At 43.3% G+C, this 20,993-nt stretch carries 14 protein-coding genes; 9 read left to right on the forward strand and 5 right to left on the reverse strand.

Annotated features, from left to right (window positions below; translation table 11 throughout):
• Positions 1 to 43: 43 nt before the first annotated feature.
• Both MHH54_RS18665 and MHH54_RS18670 read right to left on the reverse strand, forming a co-directional pair.
• Complete coding sequence (locus MHH54_RS18665) at positions 44 to 1,333, reverse strand: adenylosuccinate synthase (RefSeq protein ID WP_003214555.1); 1,290 nt, start codon at positions 1,331 to 1,333, stop codon at positions 44 to 46.
• 216 nt (positions 1,334 to 1,549) lie between these two features.
• The gene (locus tag MHH54_RS18670; RefSeq protein WP_236639050.1) at positions 1,550 to 2,161 is read right to left on the reverse strand and encodes a TetR/AcrR family transcriptional regulator; all 612 of its coding nucleotides are present in this window, start codon (positions 2,159 to 2,161) and stop codon (positions 1,550 to 1,552) included.
• A 106-nt stretch (positions 2,162 to 2,267) separates the two neighbouring features.
• On the opposite strand from MHH54_RS18670, the gene MHH54_RS18675 reads away from it, so the two are divergent.
• On the forward strand, positions 2,268 to 3,473 hold the full coding sequence (locus tag MHH54_RS18675; RefSeq protein ID WP_003215250.1) for a cytochrome P450: 1,206 nt from the start codon (positions 2,268 to 2,270) through the stop codon (positions 3,471 to 3,473).
• Between the two features lie 32 nt (positions 3,474 to 3,505).
• Here the strand turns inward: MHH54_RS18675 and MHH54_RS18680 are convergent, their stop codons facing one another.
• The 3 genes from MHH54_RS18680 to MHH54_RS18690 all read right to left on the reverse strand — a co-directional run bounded on the left by MHH54_RS18680 (position 3,506) and on the right by MHH54_RS18690 (position 6,591).
• Positions 3,506 to 3,919: a VOC family protein gene (locus tag MHH54_RS18680; RefSeq protein WP_003214623.1), complete on the reverse strand. Its 414-nt coding sequence runs from the start codon at positions 3,917 to 3,919 to the stop codon at positions 3,506 to 3,508.
• 129 nt (positions 3,920 to 4,048) lie between these two features.
• Complete coding sequence (dnaB, locus tag MHH54_RS18685; protein ID WP_003214779.1) at positions 4,049 to 5,413, reverse strand: replicative DNA helicase; 1,365 nt, start codon at positions 5,411 to 5,413, stop codon at positions 4,049 to 4,051.
• Between the two features lie 221 nt (positions 5,414 to 5,634).
• Positions 5,635 to 6,591: a DUF4885 family protein gene (locus MHH54_RS18690; RefSeq protein WP_050944654.1), complete on the reverse strand. Its 957-nt coding sequence runs from the start codon at positions 6,589 to 6,591 to the stop codon at positions 5,635 to 5,637.
• Positions 6,592 to 6,700: 109 nt separating this feature from the next.
• On the opposite strand from MHH54_RS18690, the gene MHH54_RS18695 reads away from it, so the two are divergent.
• From MHH54_RS18695 to MHH54_RS18730, 8 genes are all read left to right on the forward strand, one after another.
• Positions 6,701 to 7,558, forward strand: coding sequence for a hypothetical protein (locus tag MHH54_RS18695; RefSeq protein ID WP_106036264.1), 858 nt, complete (start codon positions 6,701 to 6,703; stop codon positions 7,556 to 7,558).
• Between the two features lie 567 nt (positions 7,559 to 8,125).
• On the forward strand, positions 8,126 to 9,007 hold the full coding sequence (locus tag MHH54_RS18700) for an alpha/beta hydrolase-fold protein (RefSeq protein ID WP_003214949.1): 882 nt from the start codon (positions 8,126 to 8,128) through the stop codon (positions 9,005 to 9,007).
• Positions 9,008 to 9,014: 7 nt separating this feature from the next.
• Positions 9,015 to 9,800, forward strand: a complete 786-nt coding sequence (locus MHH54_RS18705; RefSeq protein WP_003215196.1) for a 2,3-dihydro-2,3-dihydroxybenzoate dehydrogenase — start codon at positions 9,015 to 9,017, stop codon at positions 9,798 to 9,800.
• A gap of 26 nt (positions 9,801 to 9,826) precedes the next feature.
• The gene (gene dhbC / locus MHH54_RS18710) at positions 9,827 to 11,008 is read left to right on the forward strand and encodes an isochorismate synthase DhbC (protein ID WP_342500546.1); all 1,182 of its coding nucleotides are present in this window, start codon (positions 9,827 to 9,829) and stop codon (positions 11,006 to 11,008) included.
• 24 nt (positions 11,009 to 11,032) lie between these two features.
• Positions 11,033 to 12,652 (forward strand): (2,3-dihydroxybenzoyl)adenylate synthase, encoded by a 1,620-nt coding sequence (locus MHH54_RS18715; protein WP_342500547.1) that lies wholly within the window; start codon positions 11,033 to 11,035, stop codon positions 12,650 to 12,652.
• Positions 12,653 to 12,672: 20 nt separating this feature from the next.
• On the forward strand, positions 12,673 to 13,581 hold the full coding sequence (locus MHH54_RS18720) for an isochorismatase family protein (RefSeq protein WP_342500548.1): 909 nt from the start codon (positions 12,673 to 12,675) through the stop codon (positions 13,579 to 13,581).
• A gap of 15 nt (positions 13,582 to 13,596) precedes the next feature.
• Positions 13,597 to 20,745, forward strand: a complete 7,149-nt coding sequence (locus MHH54_RS18725; protein WP_342500549.1) for an amino acid adenylation domain-containing protein — start codon at positions 13,597 to 13,599, stop codon at positions 20,743 to 20,745.
• 20 nt (positions 20,746 to 20,765) lie between these two features.
• Complete coding sequence (locus MHH54_RS18730; protein ID WP_003215360.1) at positions 20,766 to 20,993, forward strand: MbtH family protein; 228 nt, start codon at positions 20,766 to 20,768, stop codon at positions 20,991 to 20,993.

Below are 20,993 nucleotides of genomic sequence, written 5' to 3' on the forward strand. Positions count from 1 at the left end.
ACCAGTAAAATGTGAATTTTACTGGTGTCTGATCAGTCTATGATTATGGACGGTACACGCTGCGGACAACGTTCGTTTGTGAACGATCTGGTCCGACTGAGAAAATGGAAAGTGGAATACCTGTTAATTGTGAAATACGCTCTAAATAATGACGGGCATTTTCAGGCAGTTCGCTTAAATTCTTCACGCCTGTAATATCCTCTGTCCATCCTGGCATTTCTTCGTAGACAGGCTCACATTTCGCTAATTCTTTTAGACTTGCTGGGAATTCTTCTGTGATTTCTCCGTTCAATTTATAAGCGACACAGATTTTCAATGTTTCAATCCCTGTCAATACATCAATTGAGTTAAGAGATAGATCTGTAATCCCGCTCACACGGCGAGCATGTCGGACAACAACACTGTCAAACCAGCCAACACGGCGCGGGCGTCCAGTTGTTGTACCGTATTCACGGCCAACCTCACGGATTTGATCGCCAATGTCATCATGGAGTTCTGTCGGGAATGGGCCATCTCCAACACGTGTTGTGTACGCTTTTGACACGCCGACCACATGTTGAATTTTCGTTGGTCCTACACCAGAACCAATCGTCACTCCTCCAGCCACTGGATTAGATGACGTAACAAATGGATATGTCCCTTGATCGATATCAAGCATCACACCTTGTGCTCCTTCAAATAGCACGCGGCGGCCTTCATCTAGTGCGTCATTCAAGACAACAGATGTGTCCACGACATATTTTTTCACTTGCTGACCATATTCATAATACTCGTCTAAAATATCTTCAATCTTGAAGCCTTCTGAGTCGTACATTTTCTCTAAAAGACGATTTTTCTCTTCTAGATTACGTGCAAGCTTCTCTTCAAATACTTCACGATCTAATAGATCTGCGACACGGATACCGATACGAGCTGCTTTGTCCATATAAGCTGGTCCGATTCCTTTTTTCGTCGTACCGATCTTGTTAGCCCCTTTCCGCTCTTCTTCTACCTCGTCCAATTTTAAATGGTAAGGCAAAATAACATGGGCTCTATTGCTGATTCTGAGGTTATCTGTACTCACATTCCGTTCGTGAAGATACGCAAGCTCAGTGACCAACGCTTTAGGATCAACCACCATTCCATTACCGATGACACAAGTTTTTTCTTTATAAAAAATACCGGACGGAATGAGGTGTAGCTTGTAAGTCACTCCATCAAATTTGATCGTGTGACCTGCATTGTTTCCCCCTTGATAACGGGCAATCACCTCTGCATTTTCTGAAAGGAAATCGGTAATTTTCCCTTTCCCTTCGTCACCCCACTGCGTACCTACTACGACTACTGAAGACATATCGTGCACCTCCGTTAACCTTTCAAAACGTTATCTCTTTCAAACACATTTATTTTATCAATGCAAAACGAAAAAGTCAACGCGAAATCCGAACATTAATATCTCGAAATCAAATTTTGTTCGTTTTAAATATGAGAAAAAGCGCTTTAATCACTTCTTCAGCGCTTAAAAAGGGAGATTTTGAGTAAAAACAACAATTTTGATTATTCTTACTTTCTATTGATTTTCAATTAAATGAATCATAGAGCTTGCCATAAAATCAGGTGAGTACGGTCTCCCTGTCCTCAGCCACCATTCAGCTGTTCCAACATAAGCCGAAATGACGAATTGCTTCTGCATGTCGATAGGAACGAGATGCGGATCAGGCTTTGAGCCTGCAACCCCCTTTACCCCCAAAGAAAAGCTTTCTTCAAAAAAAGCACGAACCGTTTCATGAATATTGAGCTCTCGTCCTCGTTTCAAGAGAATTTGATACTCCTCTTCGTGTTCTTGCAAATGCTGATAAAATCGAAAAATATATACATATGCTGCATGTTCTTTTTCCAAATCACCTTCTTGTACAGGCGCAAAAATGGCACATTTCATCACATCAAACATCTCATCCAGCACCTGCTGGGCAAGATCAAATTTATCCTCATAATGCTGATAAAAGGTCGTGCGGTGAATGCCCGCCACTTTCGTCAAATCCTGTACAGAAATCTTCCCCCATTCTTTCTCGCTTAATAACTGAAATAATGCTTTTCTTAATTGCTGCTTTGATTCCGTTGCGCGCTTATCCCCTCTGTAGCAGTCCGCCACAAGCCGCTCTCCCCTTCCTATTTTCTTCAACAGATTTCGCTTTTCTGTTGGTTGAATCCTCCAGGCTGATGAATTAACTTTAATCTAACACAATGAAAAAAAGGAAGCATCTGACAACCTATAAGGAGTGATGATCATGGAAACAACAACCCCAAGTGCCGTGCAAAAAACGTTATTAAGAGGAAAAAACAAGCAGGACCCGTATCACCCATTTGATTGGTATGCCAACATGCGCCAGACATCACCTGTTCATTTTGACGAAGCCAGCCGAACGTGGAGTGTATTCACCTACGAGGAAGCAAAGCGTGTGACAATCGATAAAGATACCTTTTCGAGTCAGCCTCCTAAAAACCAGCGGAAGCATTCACTGATGAAAACAATGGTGATGATGGACCCTCCCAATCACACTCGTATCCGCTCCATTGTCAGCAAAGCCTTTACTCCTCGAGTCATGAAATTGTGGGAGCCTCGTATTCAAGAATTGATGGATGAACTCATGGCACAACTTGAAGGAAAAAAAGAGATTGACCTAGTGCAAGACATCTCTTATCCGCTTCCTGTCATTGTCATTGCAGAACTTTTAGGTGTGCCGTCAGAGCATAAACAATCCTTTAAAGAATGGTCAGATATTCTCGTCAGCATGCCTAAAAGTGAAAATGAGGAGGATGTAGCTGAATGGCAGAAAACACGTGACAAAGGAGAAGCTGACATGATGGCGTTTTTTGCAGACACCATTGAAAAGAAACGTCACAACCTCGGTGATGATTTGATTTCCCTCATTATTCAAGCGGAGGAGAATGGAGACAAACTGTCAGCGGATGAACTAATTCCATTTTGTAATCTTCTTCTTTTAGCCGGCAACGAAACAACTACCAACTTGATCTCCAATATGATCTTCAGCTTGTTAGAACAGCCGGGTGCGTATAAAGCGCTCGCCCAATCACCTGAACTCATCCCACGTGCAGTGGAGGAGGCCGTCCGTTTTCGTGCACCAGCTCCTACAATCGTCCGTTATGTCACAAAAGATACAGAGCTTGGAGGAGAAGTGTTGAAAAAGGGAGACAATGTGATTGTGTTTCTTGCTTCCGCCAACCGAGATGAGCGTCAATTTTCAAACGCACACGAATACGATATACACCGCCACCCTAATCCTCATATTGGTTTCGGGCACGGCATCCATTTCTGTCTTGGCGCACCACTCGCACGTCTTGAAGCATGTACAGCTATAAAGACTTTAATCGAACGATATGAGGCGTTAGAGCTCCTTTCTTACGTTCCGATGACAAGCAGCAGCATGTATGGACTGAAAGAACTGAAACTGCGCGTCACGCCTCGTTCATAACAGAAAAGACTCCCGGGCATGGGAGTCTTTTTTTAAACGGGGGTGATTCCATCTGTGTTCATGAGCACAATGCGATACCCATCTGGGTCTTCAATGGTTGCTCCTCCCCGTTCCCAATATGGATTTGTAGAGGTGACTTGCCGTCCGCCAAATGAGATCAACCTCTCTTTCATTTGCTGAAATTCCTCAGCATTTGGAATATAGAACACAAGAAGCTGTTCTGGATGCGGGGAGGGCAGACTTTCTTCTTCTTCATGCTTCGTGATTTCTAGATGAACATGCTGATGAGGAAGTCCCAGCATGACGCCGTCATATCCTTCATGCTGATCAAACGAGCCTATTCGTTTGAGCCCTAAGCCTTCTTCATAAAAGGACACAACCTCTTCCATGTTGACGGTTGGGCGTGCGATGCGTAATTGAGCGGCTTCGAACTGTTGAAATTTCATCAGTCATCACTCCTTTTCTCCTTTTAGTATACGATTTCTTTGTCTTTCTCTCCTCCTCATTTCGACCGTTTTTCAATCATTCTTTCGATGTAGATCCATCAAAAAAAGCCCAGCTTCTTGAGCTGGGCTTTAAGCACCGGGCGGAACACCCGCATCGTCAAATCTTCTTTCCAGGTTGACGAATTTGTTATATTCTTTGACGAACGCCAGTGATACTGTACCAACTGGACCGTTACGTTGTTTGGCAATAATGATTTCAATAATGTTCTTATTCTCTGATTCTTTGTCGTAGTAATCATCACGATAAAGGAATGCCACGATATCGGCATCCTGCTCAATACTTCCTGATTCACGAATATCAGACATCATCGGACGTTTGTCCTGACGCTGCTCTACTCCACGTGAAAGCTGAGACAAAGCAATAACTGGAACTTCAAGCTCCCTTGCCAGTGATTTTAATGCCCTAGAGATTTCAGAAACCTCTTGCTGACGGTTATCGCTTGATCGTCCGCTCCCTTGAATGAGCTGTAAGTAGTCAATCAGGATCATGCCAAGACCGTTTTCTTGCTTCAAGCGGCGGCATTTCGAGCGAATTTCACTTACTCTGATTCCAGGTGTATCGTCAATGAAAATCCCACTATTTGATAGCGAGCCCATCGCCATTGTCAACTTGCCCCAGTCCTCTTCTGTCAGATTACCGGTTCTTAGGTTCTGTGCATTAATATTCCCCTCTGCACAAAGCATACGCATGACGAGCTGCTCAGCCCCCATCTCTAAACTAAAGATGGCGACACTTTCGTCCGTTTTGGTCGCAACATTTTGTGCGATGTTCAATGCGAAGGCTGTTTTCCCTACTGATGGACGAGCCGCTACAATAATTAAGTCATTTCGCTGGAATCCAGCTGTCATCCGGTCAAGCTCGGAGAAACCTGTTGGAATCCCTGTGATATCGCCTTTTCGGTTATGAAGCTGTTCAATATTATCATATGTCTGAACAAGCACGTCCTTAATGTTTTGGAAGGCTCCTGAGTTTTTACGCTGCGCCACTTCCATAATGGTCTTTTCAGCATCACTCAACAGATCCTCTACTTCATCCTCACGCGTGTACCCATCCTGTGCAATGGTTGTCGCCGTGCGGATCAGACGTCTTAAAATTGATTTCTCTTCTACAATTTTTGCATAGTATTCAATGTTTGCGGCAGTTGGGACAGAATTCGCAATATCGGTTAAATACGAAATCCCGCCTACCTCTTCTAGTAAATCTGTATTGGCCAGTTCAGAAGTCACCGTAACAAGATCGACCGGTTCCCCTCTATCACCAAGTACAAGCATCGCATTGTAAATCTTTTGATGCGACATTCTATAGAAATCCTCTGGAATTAATACCTCAGAAGCGAGCGTGAGCGCAGATGGTTCTAAAAAAACAGCACCTAATACGGCCTGCTCGGCTTCTATATTTTGCGGCGGCAGCCGGTCATCGAGAAGTTCCGTCATGCCAAGCACCGTCCTTTCATAAAAAAAATACGCTACTCATCATTTTAACATTTTCATCAATAAAAAAGTGAAAAACATCGACTATAGTCAAAATTACCATGAGGATGTTTCGTTGAACAGCCAACCAACGCATCTCAATAGAAAAGACCCTGTAACATAAATTGTTATAGAGTCCTTCATTGCCGCTAATGGGATTTGTATCTGTTACCGTTCACATGTTGTTAATCGATCGTTTTCTTCACTCCATAATTTTCTTTTTGCCCAATGTCATGTAAAGACCCGTTTTGATAACCAATTGATAACACCAAATCGGGAATAGAATCAAACCCGTTTTTCGCTAGATCAAACAGCTGTGCTCCGTAATGTGAAGCGGCAATTCGTGCATGTTCTGCTGTGTATGGGTTTTTCAGGAGATCTTCTTTGTATATATCAAAAATATTCGTCCCTTTATCCGTTACAAATTGACCATTTACAATGCTTAAATCCTTTAAATTGTAGCCTGTGACCGTTTTGATTTGATTCACAAGATGGAACTTTGCAAGAGAATCAGGCGTGAATTGAGTAGAATCATCATTTCTACTTTTCATAATATGGAAAAACAATTCTCTTGTATTGTTGCTTGTATTTAATAGGTCTTCTATTTGTTTGGTCAGCGATTCATCTGTTGATCCACTCACCACTAATTTGAAATGATTTGGGTCAATGGTAAAAGTTAAATTTGTGTTTTTAGGAATGGTTATACCGTTTTTAGAGAATAAATCTTGCAATTGTTCGTTGACCTTTTGTCGATTGAATATTTTCTTTTCTACGCTTTCTTGGGTGGGATCGTACCGTTTTTCGTTACGGAAGATGGCGTCATTAAAGTCATATTGACCTCCTTTTCCAGAATTAGCCCAGCCAATCTCCATCGTATATGCAGCTTCTCTTTCTACTTTAGTTAGATCACTCCTGAAATAAGGAGAGCGTGGATTTCGATACTTATCGTGTATATGACCATGGGGATTTTCGAAACGTTTATTTTGTTCATTTATTTTTTCGTATTTTTCATCTAATATTTTCATTCGTCTATCAGCTTCGGTCATTACATCATTTGTACTTTTGATAGCTGATTGACCCTTATAGTCTATTCGGTTCTGATTGTTTGAAGCACCTGCCATGTATGACGTATTAATATTCATTTTGATTCTCCTTTTTAAAAAAATTAGTGATTATTAAATATATCGGCAATTCAGTTAAAATTTGTTAGTTTCGGTCCGATATAGTAATTATTACAAGGAGGGTTAAAATATGACAAATACTATCTTCAAACGTTTTTTATTACCTGCATTGGTATTAGTGCTTATTACTAGTCTTTTTGCACCTAATTCAGCAGAAGCAGCAATTACGGGGAATAACAGTCCTAACACAGCAAGCTCAATGGGATATTGGAAATATAGTCGTCCAGATACGACAATCTTACCTGAAGGTGAAAATGAAGCGTATTATCAGTTCACAATCAATAAGGGTGAAAGGGTTTATGTGCGAAGTTCATATGATAAGCAATATACGGGGATGAAAATCGAGGTGTATAATTCGAAGAGTTCTAAGCCAGGATCAAGAGTAATTAATCCCGATTCAGTAACACCCTTTATATTCGCAAATACTGGTGACGTTACTTCTACTTCAGAAACTTATTTTGTAAAAGTGACCCGTGGTACATATACGGGGAATATGTATTTTACTGTCTCCATTCAAGATCGCATCAAATCTGGAAATGGAACATTCAATTTTACGGGAGCCGCTACCAACATGGGGAACACTTCTTTGAATTTTTTAGGAGTTGATTCTTCTATCATTACAATGGATTTAACGAGCAATTCTTCTATCCCTATAAATGCAATCGTTAAATCGATTTCAACAACAAGTACACAATCACCTAACCAAGGAAATGTTACTCACAAGCTGATGGCTGATGAAAACAAGATTTGGAACGAATCCATTTTTTCATCTGCAACAAGTGGTTCTTACCGTATTTCTCTTGAAGATCAATTAAAAGTCGCGCAAAAATGGAGCTTTAAGTACAACGCAAAGGCTACAGCGAGATCTACTATGAGCAATGTCAAAGCCGATATCCGTTACGAATATGATGTCACAGATGGATTCTAATTGAATGGTGTTTACAGAATTAAAAAGTAAGGGTACATCCCTTACTTTTTTTAATTGTTATCATTCGCCACTCTTAAAAAAGCTGTGCATACTATTGAATCAGTTTTGAGATATGAGATCACCTACTTTTCGCAAAATCCTCCTCAATGTCCCTAAAAATACAAATGAGTCTATAGACTTATTTTTCCTCAAAATCATTTCAAGAAGAAAAGCCCATATTTATTCCTGTATCAAACAGAAGAAAATGGTAAAAATTCCGAGGCAGTCAAGGTCTTTTGACATTTCTCCTATTTTTAAATGACAAGGTCCGATATTCCCTATTTCAAATCATTTGTTAGTGAGTTAGTCCTTTATTTTCTGAATATTAAAATAAAAAAATCAAGTACACAACTTGATGAACATTTGACTTCATAATTGATAACCATTATCATTTGTTTTGCTTGCGGATAGTTGAGAATCATTTTCATTTGGAGAAGCCATTCTTCAAGTACTACACTCATCCAATAGCTACAAGCCTGCTTTTATCATCGTATGAGAGTCGAATTTGAGGAAGGAGATTTGTCACATATGTCCAAACGCCCTGAAGGAATGGGTACTGAGGATTCATTTTTCGGAGAAAGCCGTCCTTTTTTTATACCCGGGACGGAGCAACTAGATATCACAGCACACCCATACAGACTTTTTATATTTAAACCGAATACTACTCCTCCAGCGGCTGGTTTTCCAGTCATGTACGTGCTTGATGGGAATTCACTTTTTGGCACAATGGTCGAAGCCATTCGTTTACAGTCAAGAAGACCTGAAAAAACAGGTGTTGTACCTGCCATCATTGTTGGAATTGGCTATCAGACAGAAGCGCCCTATCATCCGCTCAGGCATTATGATCTCACTCTTACCAGCCCTGACGCTTCCATCGGGGGCAAAAGAAAAGACTTCTCCATCCATACATATGGTGGGGCCTCTGCTTTCTTTTCTTTTTTAGAAAAGACTGTGAAGCCTTATATCGAGCAACGCTTTCCGATCAACCTAAGTCGTCAAACACTGTTTGGGCATTCTCTTGGCGGTCTTTTTGTATTACACACACTATTTGAGCACCCTGATGCTTATCAGACATATATTGCAGGCAGTCCTTCTATCCACTGGAACAAAAATTTATTTCTAGAAAAAGAACACCAATTCACCAACCGCATACGTCAGGTGCCTATGAATGTCAGGCTGCTTGTAGGTGTAGGTGAGTTAGAAAAACATCATCCATGTCAAATGAATGCTCATGCAAAGTCACTAGCAAATCGTATGCTGCCTTTATCCTCATATGGCTTACATACGGCCTATCACGAGTTCCCTGAAGAAGGACATACGTCCGTTTTACCGGTGCTGATGAATTACGCTTTTCGTTTTGCGCTCTATCATGATGATCTTTTAACAACCACAGACATGAAAGAAAGGTAGTGAACGTATGAAACATAGTGGTCTATCTCAAAAGATTGCCCTTGTCACAGGCGCAGGGCAAGGTATCGGACAAGCAGTCGCAAAAAGACTAGCCGACGAAGGTGCGATCATTGCAGCAGTTGACGCAAATGAGGATCAGCTTCAAAGCACCGTCCATCAAATGAATGATGAAGGCTTACGTGCCTTTGCCTATCCAGGTGACATTACCGATCAAGCATCTGTTCAGCACATTATCAATCAAATTGAAAAACAGCTTGGACCCATTTATTTACTAGTCAATGTAGCAGGCATTCTTCGAATCAGTTCTATTGACCAGCTTAGTGCAGATGACTGGCAACAAACCTTCGCAGTCAACACACATGGTGTCTTTTATGTATCACAAGCTGTCTCCAAATACATGATGAAAAGATCAGCAGGGGTCATTGTGACCGTCAGCTCTAACGCAGGTGCCATTCCTAGAATGAATATGGCTGCCTATGCCGCTTCAAAGGCAGCAGCTACTTCCTTTACAAAAACGCTTGGATTAGAGCTGGCAGACTATGGAATCAGATGCAATGTTGTCTCTCCTGGCTCTACCGCAACACCTATGCAATGGGCTTTATGGTCTGATGAACAAGGCGCAGACCATGTGATCAAAGGGTCATTAGAGACGTATAAAACCGGTATTCCTTTACAAAAAATCGCTGATCCTCAAAACATCGCTGATGCAGTCATCTTCTTTGCATCTGAACAATCCAGTCATATTACGATGCAGAATCTCACGATTGATGGTGGCGCAACACTCGGAATCTAGCATTTTATCAAAAAGGAGGTCTTTTCATGAAACATTCATTATTGTCGTCAGAAGAAAAACTACAATTGATTCAAGACTATCAGCCAGGCGCTTTTTTCCTTGCTTCCCCTAAACGCACGATACTTGCCGAAGGGATTTTCCAGCATATTGAAACCAATCAGCTCAATGAACTATCCACACGGGTAGCGCGCGTATTTGACGATGCCAAACAAGCTGGTATTCAAGCACCGATTGTTGCTGGTGCTGTTCCGTTTGATCCGGCGCAGCCCGTCCGTTTAAATGTGCCAGTCCATGTACAGTTTAGTGATCCACTCGAATTTCATCAAGGTGATGAGAAATCGGAAGCGGCATCGCCTTCCTATGAGGTGACACCTGTCCCCTCTCCAGAGGTCTACATGGATGGTGTGAACGAAGGGTTAGCTAAAATTGAGAAAGGAGAGCTTAGCAAAATCGTCATCTCTCGATCTCTCCATCTCAAATCAAATCGAGAAATTCATACGAAAGCAATACTCGAACGACTTGCTCGTCACAATACGACTGGCTATACGTTTGCTGCAAATGTAGCTGACCCGGCATCTTCCCAAAAGCGCACACTTCTTGGCGCAAGCCCTGAGCTGCTTCTTTCAAAAACGGGTTCATCTGTGATTTCCAATCCACTCGCTGGTTCTCGGCCGCGTAGTTCAAATCCAGTAGAAGACCAGCGCCGTCACGATGAACTCCTTACTTCAGCGAAGGATTTACACGAGCATGCAGTGGTTGTCGAAGCTGTCACTAAAGCGCTTGCCCCTTACTGTCGTACGTTAGATGTGCCCGCATCACCATCCGTCATACAAACAGAAGCGATGTGGCATCTATCTACTGTCGTAAAAGGTGAATTAGCAGATCCTAATGTGTCCTCAATTGATATAGCGCTGAGCCTTCATCCAACACCCGCAGTATGCGGAACACCTACAGCAGATGCACGTGAAGCCATCCAAGCAATAGAACCCTTCGATCGAGGATTTTTCACAGGAATGATCGGCTGGGCAGATGCAAATGGTGATGGTGATTGGATTGTCACCATTCGTTGTGCAGAAGCTGAGGGTCAATCCCTTCGCCTCTTTGCTGGTGCAGGAGTGGTCAAAGGATCTAAGGCAGAAGAAGAGCTAGCCGAAACATCTGCAAAATTTAACACGATGCTTCGTGCGATGGGCATCCATCAGCTATAAAAATACATAGGAGATGACAAAAACATGTTTGTTCAACCACCTACATGGCCAGAAGAATTTGCAAAACGCTACCGTGAAAACGGCTGTTGGCGTGGAGAAACCTTTGGCGGTATGCTTCGTGAACGCGCCGTATCGTTAGGGAATAAAACAGCGATTACATACGCTAATACGCACATGAGCTACCAAGAACTTGATGAGCGCGTCAGCAGTCTTGCCGCCGGTTTTCATCAGCTTGGAATTCAAAAGGGCAGTCGAGTTGTCGTGCAGCTTCCTAACATTCCTGCTTTTTTTGAAGTCATTTTCGCTTTATTTCGAATCGGTGCTTTACCCGTCTTCTCACTGCCATCTCATAGAAGCAGCGAAATCACTTATTTTATTGAGTTTGCCGAAGCAGACGCATATGTCATACCAGATATCCATGATGGCTTTGATTATCGATCACTCGCACGTCAAGTGAAAGAAAAGCTTCCCTCATTACCTCATGTCATTGTTGCAGGGAAGGCTGAGGAATTCCTTGACTTGGATGATCTGCGCAAGGACCCAGTACTTGATCCTCAAATTCATGTAGAGGCAAGCGATATTGCATTTCTTCAGTTATCAGGAGGCAGCACAGGCCTTTCTAAGCTCATACCTCGTACACATGATGACTATATGTATAGTCTTTGGAAAAGCAATGAGGTGTGCGAGCTCACAAAAGATAGTGTGTATTTAGCTACACTTCCAGTTGCGCACAACTATCCATTAAGCTCGCCTGGAGTCCTTGGGACGTTATACGCAGGTGGAAGAGTCGTTCTTGCACCGGGATCAAGTCCTGATGTCGTCTTTCCACTCATTGAAAAAGAACGGGCAACAATTACCGCAGTCGTTCCGCCTATTGCATTGATCTGGCTAGAAGCCGCTCCACATCGATCAGATGACTTATCGAGTCTTGAAGTTTTACAAGTCGGTGGTGCTAAATTAAGCGCCGAGGCAGCAAAACGAGTGATGCCTGCCCTTGGGTGTAAGTTACAGCAAGTTTTTGGCATGGCAGAAGGTATGGTCAACTATACCAGATTGGATGATCCTGAACATGTCATTATTCATACACAAGGACGCCCGATGTCTGAATATGATGAGGTACTAGTGGTTGATGATGAGGACAAGCCCGTCCCGAATGAAGTGGCTGGACACCTTTTAACAAGAGGACCTTATACGATTCGCGGCTACTATAAAGCCGATGAACAAAACAAAAAAGCATTTACACCCGATGGCTTTTACAGAACTGGTGACATCGTGCGATTAACCAAAGAAGGTAATGTTGTTGTAGAAGGCAGAGACAAGGATCAAATCAATCGTGGTGGTGAAAAGGTTGCCGCTGAAGAAGTTGAGAACCATTTACTTGCGCACCCTGACATTCATGATGCCGCCATGGTGTCCATGCCAGATCCATTTCTTGGCGAACGCTCATGTGCCTTTGTCATTGCCAAAGGAAACAACAAGCCAACACCACACTCCTTAAAGTCATTTCTAAGAGAACGTGGGCTCGCTGCCTATAAAATTCCCGACCGCATTGAATGGATCGATGCGTTCCCACAAACAGGTGTAGGCAAAGTCAGTAAAAAAGCATTAAGAGAATTAGCTGCAATCCATACTGCCAACGTATAAAAAAAAGAGGAGTGAAGACCATGGCAATCCCTACTATTCCTGCGTATCCAATGCCGAGCGCACAAGATTTACCCGAAAATAAAGTGAACTGGATCCCTGATCCGAAACGTGCTGTCCTGCTAATACATGACATGCAGCAATATTTTTTAAATGCATTTCAACAAGATACATCACCGATCACAGAGTTAGTTCAACATATTGAACAATTACGTAATACATGCAATGAACTTGGCATTCCTGTCGTCTATACAGCTCAACCTGGTGACCAAGACCCGAAGGATCGTGCTTTATTAATAGATTTTTGGGGACCTGGACTTGGTGATGATGAAACATTGACAAAAATCATTGATCAGCTTGCTCCATCTGAAGCAGATACAATGCTGACAAAATGGCGTTATAGCGCATTCAAGAAATCCAATTTTTTGGATATTTTGCAAGAAGGCGGGCGTGATCAACTGATCATTACTGGCGTATATGCACATATTGGCTGTATGCTGACAGCCGCAGAAGCATTCATGCTCGATATTGAAACCTTTTTTGTCGCCGATGCCGTTGCTGACTTTTCACTTAAGCATCACAAAATGGCGATGACCTATGCAGCTGAACGCTGTGCGGTCACCACCACAACAAACCAAATCATTCGTCGTTTAACAGGACAGGAAGCAGACAGTGATGTTCTATCCTTTGAGGCAATTGTCCACCAAGTAGCTGAGTATCTCCAAATCGAACCGAATGAAATACCCCTTGACGAGAATCTCGTCTACCTTGGGCTTGATTCTATTAGAATGATGAGCCTAGCAGAAAAGTGGAGACAGCAAGGAGCGACAGTCAATTTCATTGAGCTTGCAGCAAATCCAACGCTCGCTCATTGGCGGACTCTTCTTTTCCCAGACAAACAGCCATCTATTCCAAATATCGATTACTTGTAAAGGAGGTATAGACCCTTGTCGATCCAGTCAGTCGATTCATTCCCACTAACCGGTGCCCAATCAGGCATTTGGTATGCGCAGCAGCTTGATCCATCTAACCCTATTTTCAATACAGCTGAGTATATAGATATTAAAGGTCCAATTGACCCCATACACTTTGAAGCAGCCATTAGAAAGACTGTCTTAGAAACAGATTCCTTGTATATGCGCTTCGTTGAGGATACTGACGGTCCAAAGCAATGGTTGATATCTAAGAAAGAGATTCCATTTCAATATATCAATTTACAAAATGAAAAACAGCCGCTTGTTGCGGCTAAAGCATGGATGAAGGCAGATCTTTCAACGCCAGTCTCTTTAGAGAAAGGTGTATTATTCCGTGAAGTACTTTTTCAACTTGCTGACGACCGTTTTATCTGGTATCAGCGCATTCATCACATTGCCATTGATGGATTCGCCTTTTCGCTCATTGCACGCCGTGTTGCTGAGGTCTATTCAGCCCTATCGAAAGGGACACCTGTGCCTCCTCAAACATTTGGATCCTTACATGACGTAGTCCAAGAAGAGATCACCTATCAACAGTCCAATCGGTATGATGATGATCGAGCATTTTGGAAAAATCGCTTTGCTGATCAACCTGAAATTGTCAGCCTTGCTGAGCTTGCCCCAAGAACGTCGGATCATTTTATCCGAAAAACGGCTAACTACGATGCCGAAAAGGTAAGCAAAATGAAAAAAAATGCTCCTGCCTTCGGTGGTACGTGGCATGAAATGATTCTTGCGGCATCCGCTTTATATATGCATCGTATGACTGGTGCACATGATATTGTTTTAGGATTACCTGTGATGATGCGCCTTGGATCGTGCGCCTTGCAAACACCCGGAATGGTCATGAACCTGGTACCGCTTCGTTTAACATGCAAACCAGAAATGACGCTCTCAGCACTTGTTCGCCAAGTATCTGATGAACTGAAAGCCATTCGTCCTCATCAAAGATATCGTCATGAAGACATGCGGAGAGACTTTAAACTCATCGGAAGAAATCAACGATTATTCGGCCCGCAGATCAATATCATGCCATTTGATTATGATCTCAAGTTCGATCAGAGCATTGGTCAAGCACATAATCTTTCAGCAGGACCCGTGGATGATATATCGATCAACATATACGACCGCGCGGATGGGAACGGATTTCAAATCGACTTTGATGCAAACCCTGCCGTTTACAAAGAGCAAGCAGTTGACGCTCATCAGCATCGTTTTCTTCAACTGCTGAAGGAAATAACCGGACTAGAGCAAGATCAGACGATCAGTCAATTCAACCTTCTTTTGTCTGAAGAAAAAGAGAACATTCTCAAGCACTGGAATGATACAAAACGCGAATTACCAAAGGGATCTTTACGGGAACTATTTGAAAAACAAGTGAGCAAAACGCCACAAGCAAAAGCATTACAGTTTGAAGGAATCACTTTGACCTACGAAGAGTTGAATCAGCGGGCAAATCAATTGGCTCATTATTTGAAAAAGCGTGGCATTGGACCAGAACAATTTGTCGCAATAGCTCTGCCTCGGTCCATCGATATGGTCGTAAGTCTATTAGCCGTTGTCAAGACAGAAGCCGCATATCTGCCACTAGACCCTGATTACCCTAACGATCGTGTCGCCTATATGCTAGATGATGCCAAACCAGCTTGCTTGCTCACATTCAAAGAGACAGCAGACGGTTTGGAGCATCCGCACATCGTTCAACTGGATGATTCAACTGTTCAACAGGAGATAGCAGGCAGTCCGCATCTCGATCCGACATGGAACGAAGGCTCCCTGCATCATCCAGCTTACATCCTCTACACATCAGGATCGACAGGCAAACCAAAGGGTGTTGTTGTCACAAAGCGAAATGTAATCAACTTTATATTGTCCATGCAAGATTCATTTTTATTAGATCAAGGAGACCAGCTTTTAGCGGTAACGACCATTGCCTTTGATATTTCCGGGCTAGAAATGTTCCTCCCGCTTTTACATGGAGCTGCTATTTTATTGGCAAAAAAAGAAACCATACAAGAGCCAGCAAAGCTTTCAGACATGATTCGTTCTCATCCTGTCACAATCATGCAGGCAACACCAACGTTGTGGCATGCGTTGGCAGATGAATACCCTGACGTGATAACAGGTATGCGTGTTCTTGTTGGAGGAGAAGCACTTCCTGCCTCCCTTTTGCACAAATTGCAATCTCTTCAATGCGACATTACCAATTTGTACGGACCTACAGAAACGACGATCTGGTCTACGATGGAAAATGTCACAGCACATCAAGAGAATAGCGGGCCGGCAATTGGTAAACCCATTTGGAATACGAGCGTTTACATTTTAGATGAAGGACTAAACCCAATTCCAGCAGGATCAATCGGTGAACTTTACATTGCAGGTGAAGGAGTATCCAGAGGATATCTTGGACGATATGATTTAACGGCTGAACGTTTTGTCGCTGATCCATTCGGCACAAGCGGCACGAGAATGTATCGTACTGGTGATTTAGCCAGATGGCGTGAAGATGGTTCAATTGATTATATCAGCCGTGCCGATCATCAAATTAAAATCCGCGGCTTCCGTATTGAACTAGGTGAAATTGAAACAGTGATAATGCAGCATCAAGCCATAAAGCATACATCTGTTATCGTTCGTGAGGATCAGCCTGGACAACAGCTGCTTTGTGCGTATGTTGTGCTGACAGACGACTCTTCTCTTCACCCTTCAGAGCTTAGGCAGTTTGTGGCTGCGTTACTTCCAGACTACATGGTGCCTTCTGCTGTTGTCGTTTTGCCGGAACTTCCACTTACACCAAACGGCAAAATCGATCGCAAAGCATTGCCAGTGCCAAATATGTCTTTAATTAGTTCTGAGCGTACACCTAGAACACCACAAGAAGACATGTTATGTAGTTTATTTACAGAAACCCTTGGCGTATCTCAAATTGGCATAGATGATAGTTTCTTTGATTTAGGCGGACATTCTTTACTTGCCGCTCGTCTGCTTAGACGTATACGCGATACATTCGGTGCAGACCTAAGCATGAGCACCATTTTTGAATCACCTCGAGTCGCTGAACTTGCACAGCACTTAGACAAAGCAAAGGACATTCGGCCGCCGCTTCAGGTAGAAAAGAAGCCAGATGAAATTCCATTATCCTTTGCCCAAAAACGGCTCTGGTTCCTTCATTGCCTTGAAGGGCCAAGTCCAACTTACAATATTCCACTTGTCATTCAGCTGACAGGTACACTAGATCAAACAGCTCTAATTGGTGCACTGGCAGATATCACTGAAAAACATGAAACCCTTAGAACCATTTTTCCGGATAAGAATGGCATGCCAAGACAGGTTATTTTACACCCGAAAAGTGTTCAGCCTGAACTCCACGTCACAGCTTCAAGTGATCAACAAATTGAGAATCAGTTAAACGAAGCCATTCGCTATAGCTTTAAGATTGAAGAAGAGCCTGCACTTCGAGCTGAATTATTCATACTTGATGCAAATCGATCCGTGCTGCTTCTATTGCTGCATCATATCGCTGGTGACGGCTGGTCACTTGCACCATTGACACGAGACTTAGCTGCTGCTTACGAAGCCCGTATACAAGGAAAATCAATCTCCTTGCCAGCCGAACCTGTTCAATATGCTGACTATGCTATTTGGCAGCAGAAGCTGTTGGGCAGTGAGGAAGAGACGGATAGTCTATTTGCCAAGCAGCTTACCTATTGGACAGGTGCCTTACATGACCTGCCTGAAGAACTGGAGCTTCCCTATGACTACCCGCGTCCACAGGAAGGAAGCTTTAACGGTGCTACGATCGACTTTACGATTGAGCCCGCTTTACACCAGCTGCTCCTTGAACTTGCAAAGCAGCATCAGGTGAGCTTGTTCATGGTGCTTCAAGCATCACTTGCAGCATTACTGACACGTCTTGGAGCGGGTACAGATATCCCAATTGGCAGTCCAATTGCTGGACGGAATGACGATGCACTTGACGACATTGTGGGATTGTTTGTGAATACACTAGTATTACGTACAAATACAGCTGGTAATCCAACCTTTAGTGAGCTATTGAAGCGAGTGCGAGACGTTGACTTAGCAGCCTATGAGCATCAGGATCTGCCATTTGAACGGCTAGTGGAAATTCTAAATCCAAACCGCTCCAGATCACGCAATCCATTGTTCCAGGTCATGCTTGCCTTCCAAAATACACCGAAGGCGGAAATGAAGCTGACACAACTTGACTCAGACCTCTACGTGAAACCAGTAGGATCAGCTAAATTTGATCTGACCATCGAATTAACAGAACAAAGAACTGAAACTGGGTCAGCAGCAGGATTAACAGGATTGTTTGAATTCAGCACAGATGTATTTAAACAAAGTACCATTCGAGCAATCGCTGCCAGAATGAAGCGCTTTTTAACAGAGATAGCTGAGCGCCCACATCTGCCGATTGGTCAAGTGAACATTTTATCAGATAAAGAGCGGCAAACATTTCTACCTGACAAAAAGACATTCGCTCAGTTAGACCAAGCACTTCGTCTCCCGACCTTATTTGAAAAAACGGTGCAGCAATATCCTGATCGAGTGGCAGTAACGGATGGCAAGTGGCAGCTTACCTATGAAGAGTTAAACAACAAAGCCAATCGTCTTGCTCATTTATTAATAGAAAGAGGCGTTGGACCAGAACAGTTCGTTGCACTTGCCCTGCCTAGATCAATCGATATGCTCGTAAGCCTATTAGCCGTTCATAAAGCAGGCGCAGCCTATGTTCCGCTTGATCCTGATTATCCAGCAGACAGGCTGGCATACATGATACAAGATGCCAAACCAGTTTGCAGCATCACAACAAAAGCAGCTGCATTGCATCTCCCTGCTGATTGCGATTTGATTTTGTTAGACGAAAAAGAAACAAATGATCAATTACAGATTACGCCAAATCACAATCCGGCTGATATAGACAGAATTGAGCCGCTATCTCCTCTGCATCCGGCCTATATTATTTATACATCCGGATCTACAGGGAAACCAAAAGGAGTGGTCATCCCACACCAAAATGTCATCCGTCTTCTGACATCTACTGAACATTGGTTCCATTTCGATGAAGAGGATGTTTGGACAATGTTCCATTCGTATGCCTTTGACTTTTCAGTTTGGGAAATATGGGGGCCCCTTTTATATGGCGGTCGGCTTGTCATTGTTCCTCATACCATCTCTCGTTCTCCAGAAGAGATGCTGCATCTTCTAGTCGATGAAGGTGTGACTGTGCTTAATCAAACACCTTCTGCCTTCTATCAGCTCATGCAGATAGACAAGGAACAACAAACACTTGGTCAAGCATTATCACTCCGCTATGTCATCTTTGGCGGTGAAGCATTAGAGCTTAGCAGATTAGAAGATTGGTACAGCCGTCACTCAGACTGCAAGCCAAAGCTAATTAACATGTACGGCATTACAGAAACCACCGTACACGTTACGTACAATGTACTCAATCGAGACATGATCGCAAAGAAATCCAGCAGCTTAATAGGCAAACCGATTCCTGATTTACACGTGTACGTACTTGATGAATACCTACAGCCTGTTCCACCTAGGACGACAGGTGAAATGTATGTAGCTGGAGCTGGTTTGGCTAGAGGTTATCTAGGCAGGCCTGACTTGACATCAGATCGATTCCCTGCCGATCCTTATGGAGCACCTGGCACAAGGATGTATCGAACTGGCGACCTCGCTCGCTGGACAGAAGAAGGGGCACTTGATTACATTGGCAGAGCTGATCATCAAATTAAAATACGCGGGTTTAGAATTGAACTTGGAGAAATCGAAGCCGTTCTATCACGCCACGATGCAGTTGCACAAGTTGCCGTCATTATGCGAGAGGATCAGCCTGGTGACAAGCGCTTAGTCGCATATATCGTCACAACTGAGGAAGACCGTTTCGATACAGAGGCCCTTCGTCATTTTGCAGCAACCAGTCTTCCTGATTACATGGTGCCCGCGGCATATGTACAGATTGCTGCCATGCCGCTTACAGCAAACGGGAAGCTGGATCAAAAATCACTGCCGGCACCTCAATTGCATATAAAGCAAGCGGATGGCCGTGGCCCAAGAAACCCGAAAGAGGAAATCCTATGTCATCTCTTTGAAGAGGTGCTTGATTTGCCAAAAATCAGCATTGATGATCGCTTTTTTGATATTGGCGGGCACTCATTACTTGCGGTTCGTTTAATCAGCCGCATTCGTGATGCACTTGGTGTCAAACTAAGCATCGGAACGTTGTTTGAAGCACCAAATGTTGCAAGTTTGGCAGAGAAACTAGAAACAGGAAGCGATGAAAACGCACTAGAAATCCTGCTGCCGCTACGAACAAATGGAGAAAGATATCCTCTCTTCTGTGTTCACCCAGCTGGTGGTCTTAGCTGGTGCTATGCAGGTCTCTTGAATACATTAGAGAAAGACATTCCTATTTATGGATTACAGGCAAGAGGAATCGCAAGAAAAGATGACTACCCGCACACACTAGATGATATGGCTGCGGATTACATCAAGCACATCCAAACGATTCAGCCAAAAGGTCCTTATCATCTTCTTGGCTGGTCACTAGGCGGAAACGTTGTACAGGCAATGGCTACACAACTCCAGCAGCAAGGTGAAGAAATCGCTCTCGTTGCGATGCTAGATGCCTATCCAAACCATTTCTTACCGATTAAAGAAGCACCCGATGAAGAAGAAGCACTAATCGCTCTTCTTGCACTCGGGGGTTATGATCCAGATACCTTAACAGGTGAACCGCTCACGATGAAAAGTGCCGTCGACATCTTGAAAAAAGATGGCAGTGCACTAGCAAGCTTAAGTGAAGATGCCATTAGAAATCTAAAGGAAACCTATGTCAATTCAGTTCGATTGCTCGGAGAATATCAGCCAAAAACTTATCATGGGGACATATTATTCTTTAGATCTACCATTATCCCAGATTGGTTTACACCAATTGATCCCGAAGCATGGGCACCTTATATCAACGGAACCATTGAACAGCATGACATTCATTGCCGGCACAAAGACATGTGCCAGCCTAAACCCCTAGCAGAAATTGGTGTCATCTTAGACAACTCTCTGCATCGGGTCAAACAAAAGCACTAAGAATAAAGGAGAGATGACAAATGACAAATCCCTTTGATCGTGAAGACGGTGTATTTCTTGTGCTTGTCAATGAACAAGGACAGCATTCACTTTGGCCATCATTTGCACCAGTGCCAGATGGGTGGGAAAAGGTCTTTGGTGAAGACACTAGAAACGCCTGCATCGATTATATCCAGACACACTGGCAGGACTTACGGCCATTAAGCTTAACAAAAGAACCTGCGCTAGCACATGGAAAAACAGACTAA

It is taken from the genome of Bacillus sp. FSL K6-4563, from assembly GCF_038630405.1.
GTDB classification, from domain to species: domain Bacteria; phylum Bacillota; class Bacilli; order Bacillales; family Bacillaceae; genus Bacillus; species Bacillus pumilus.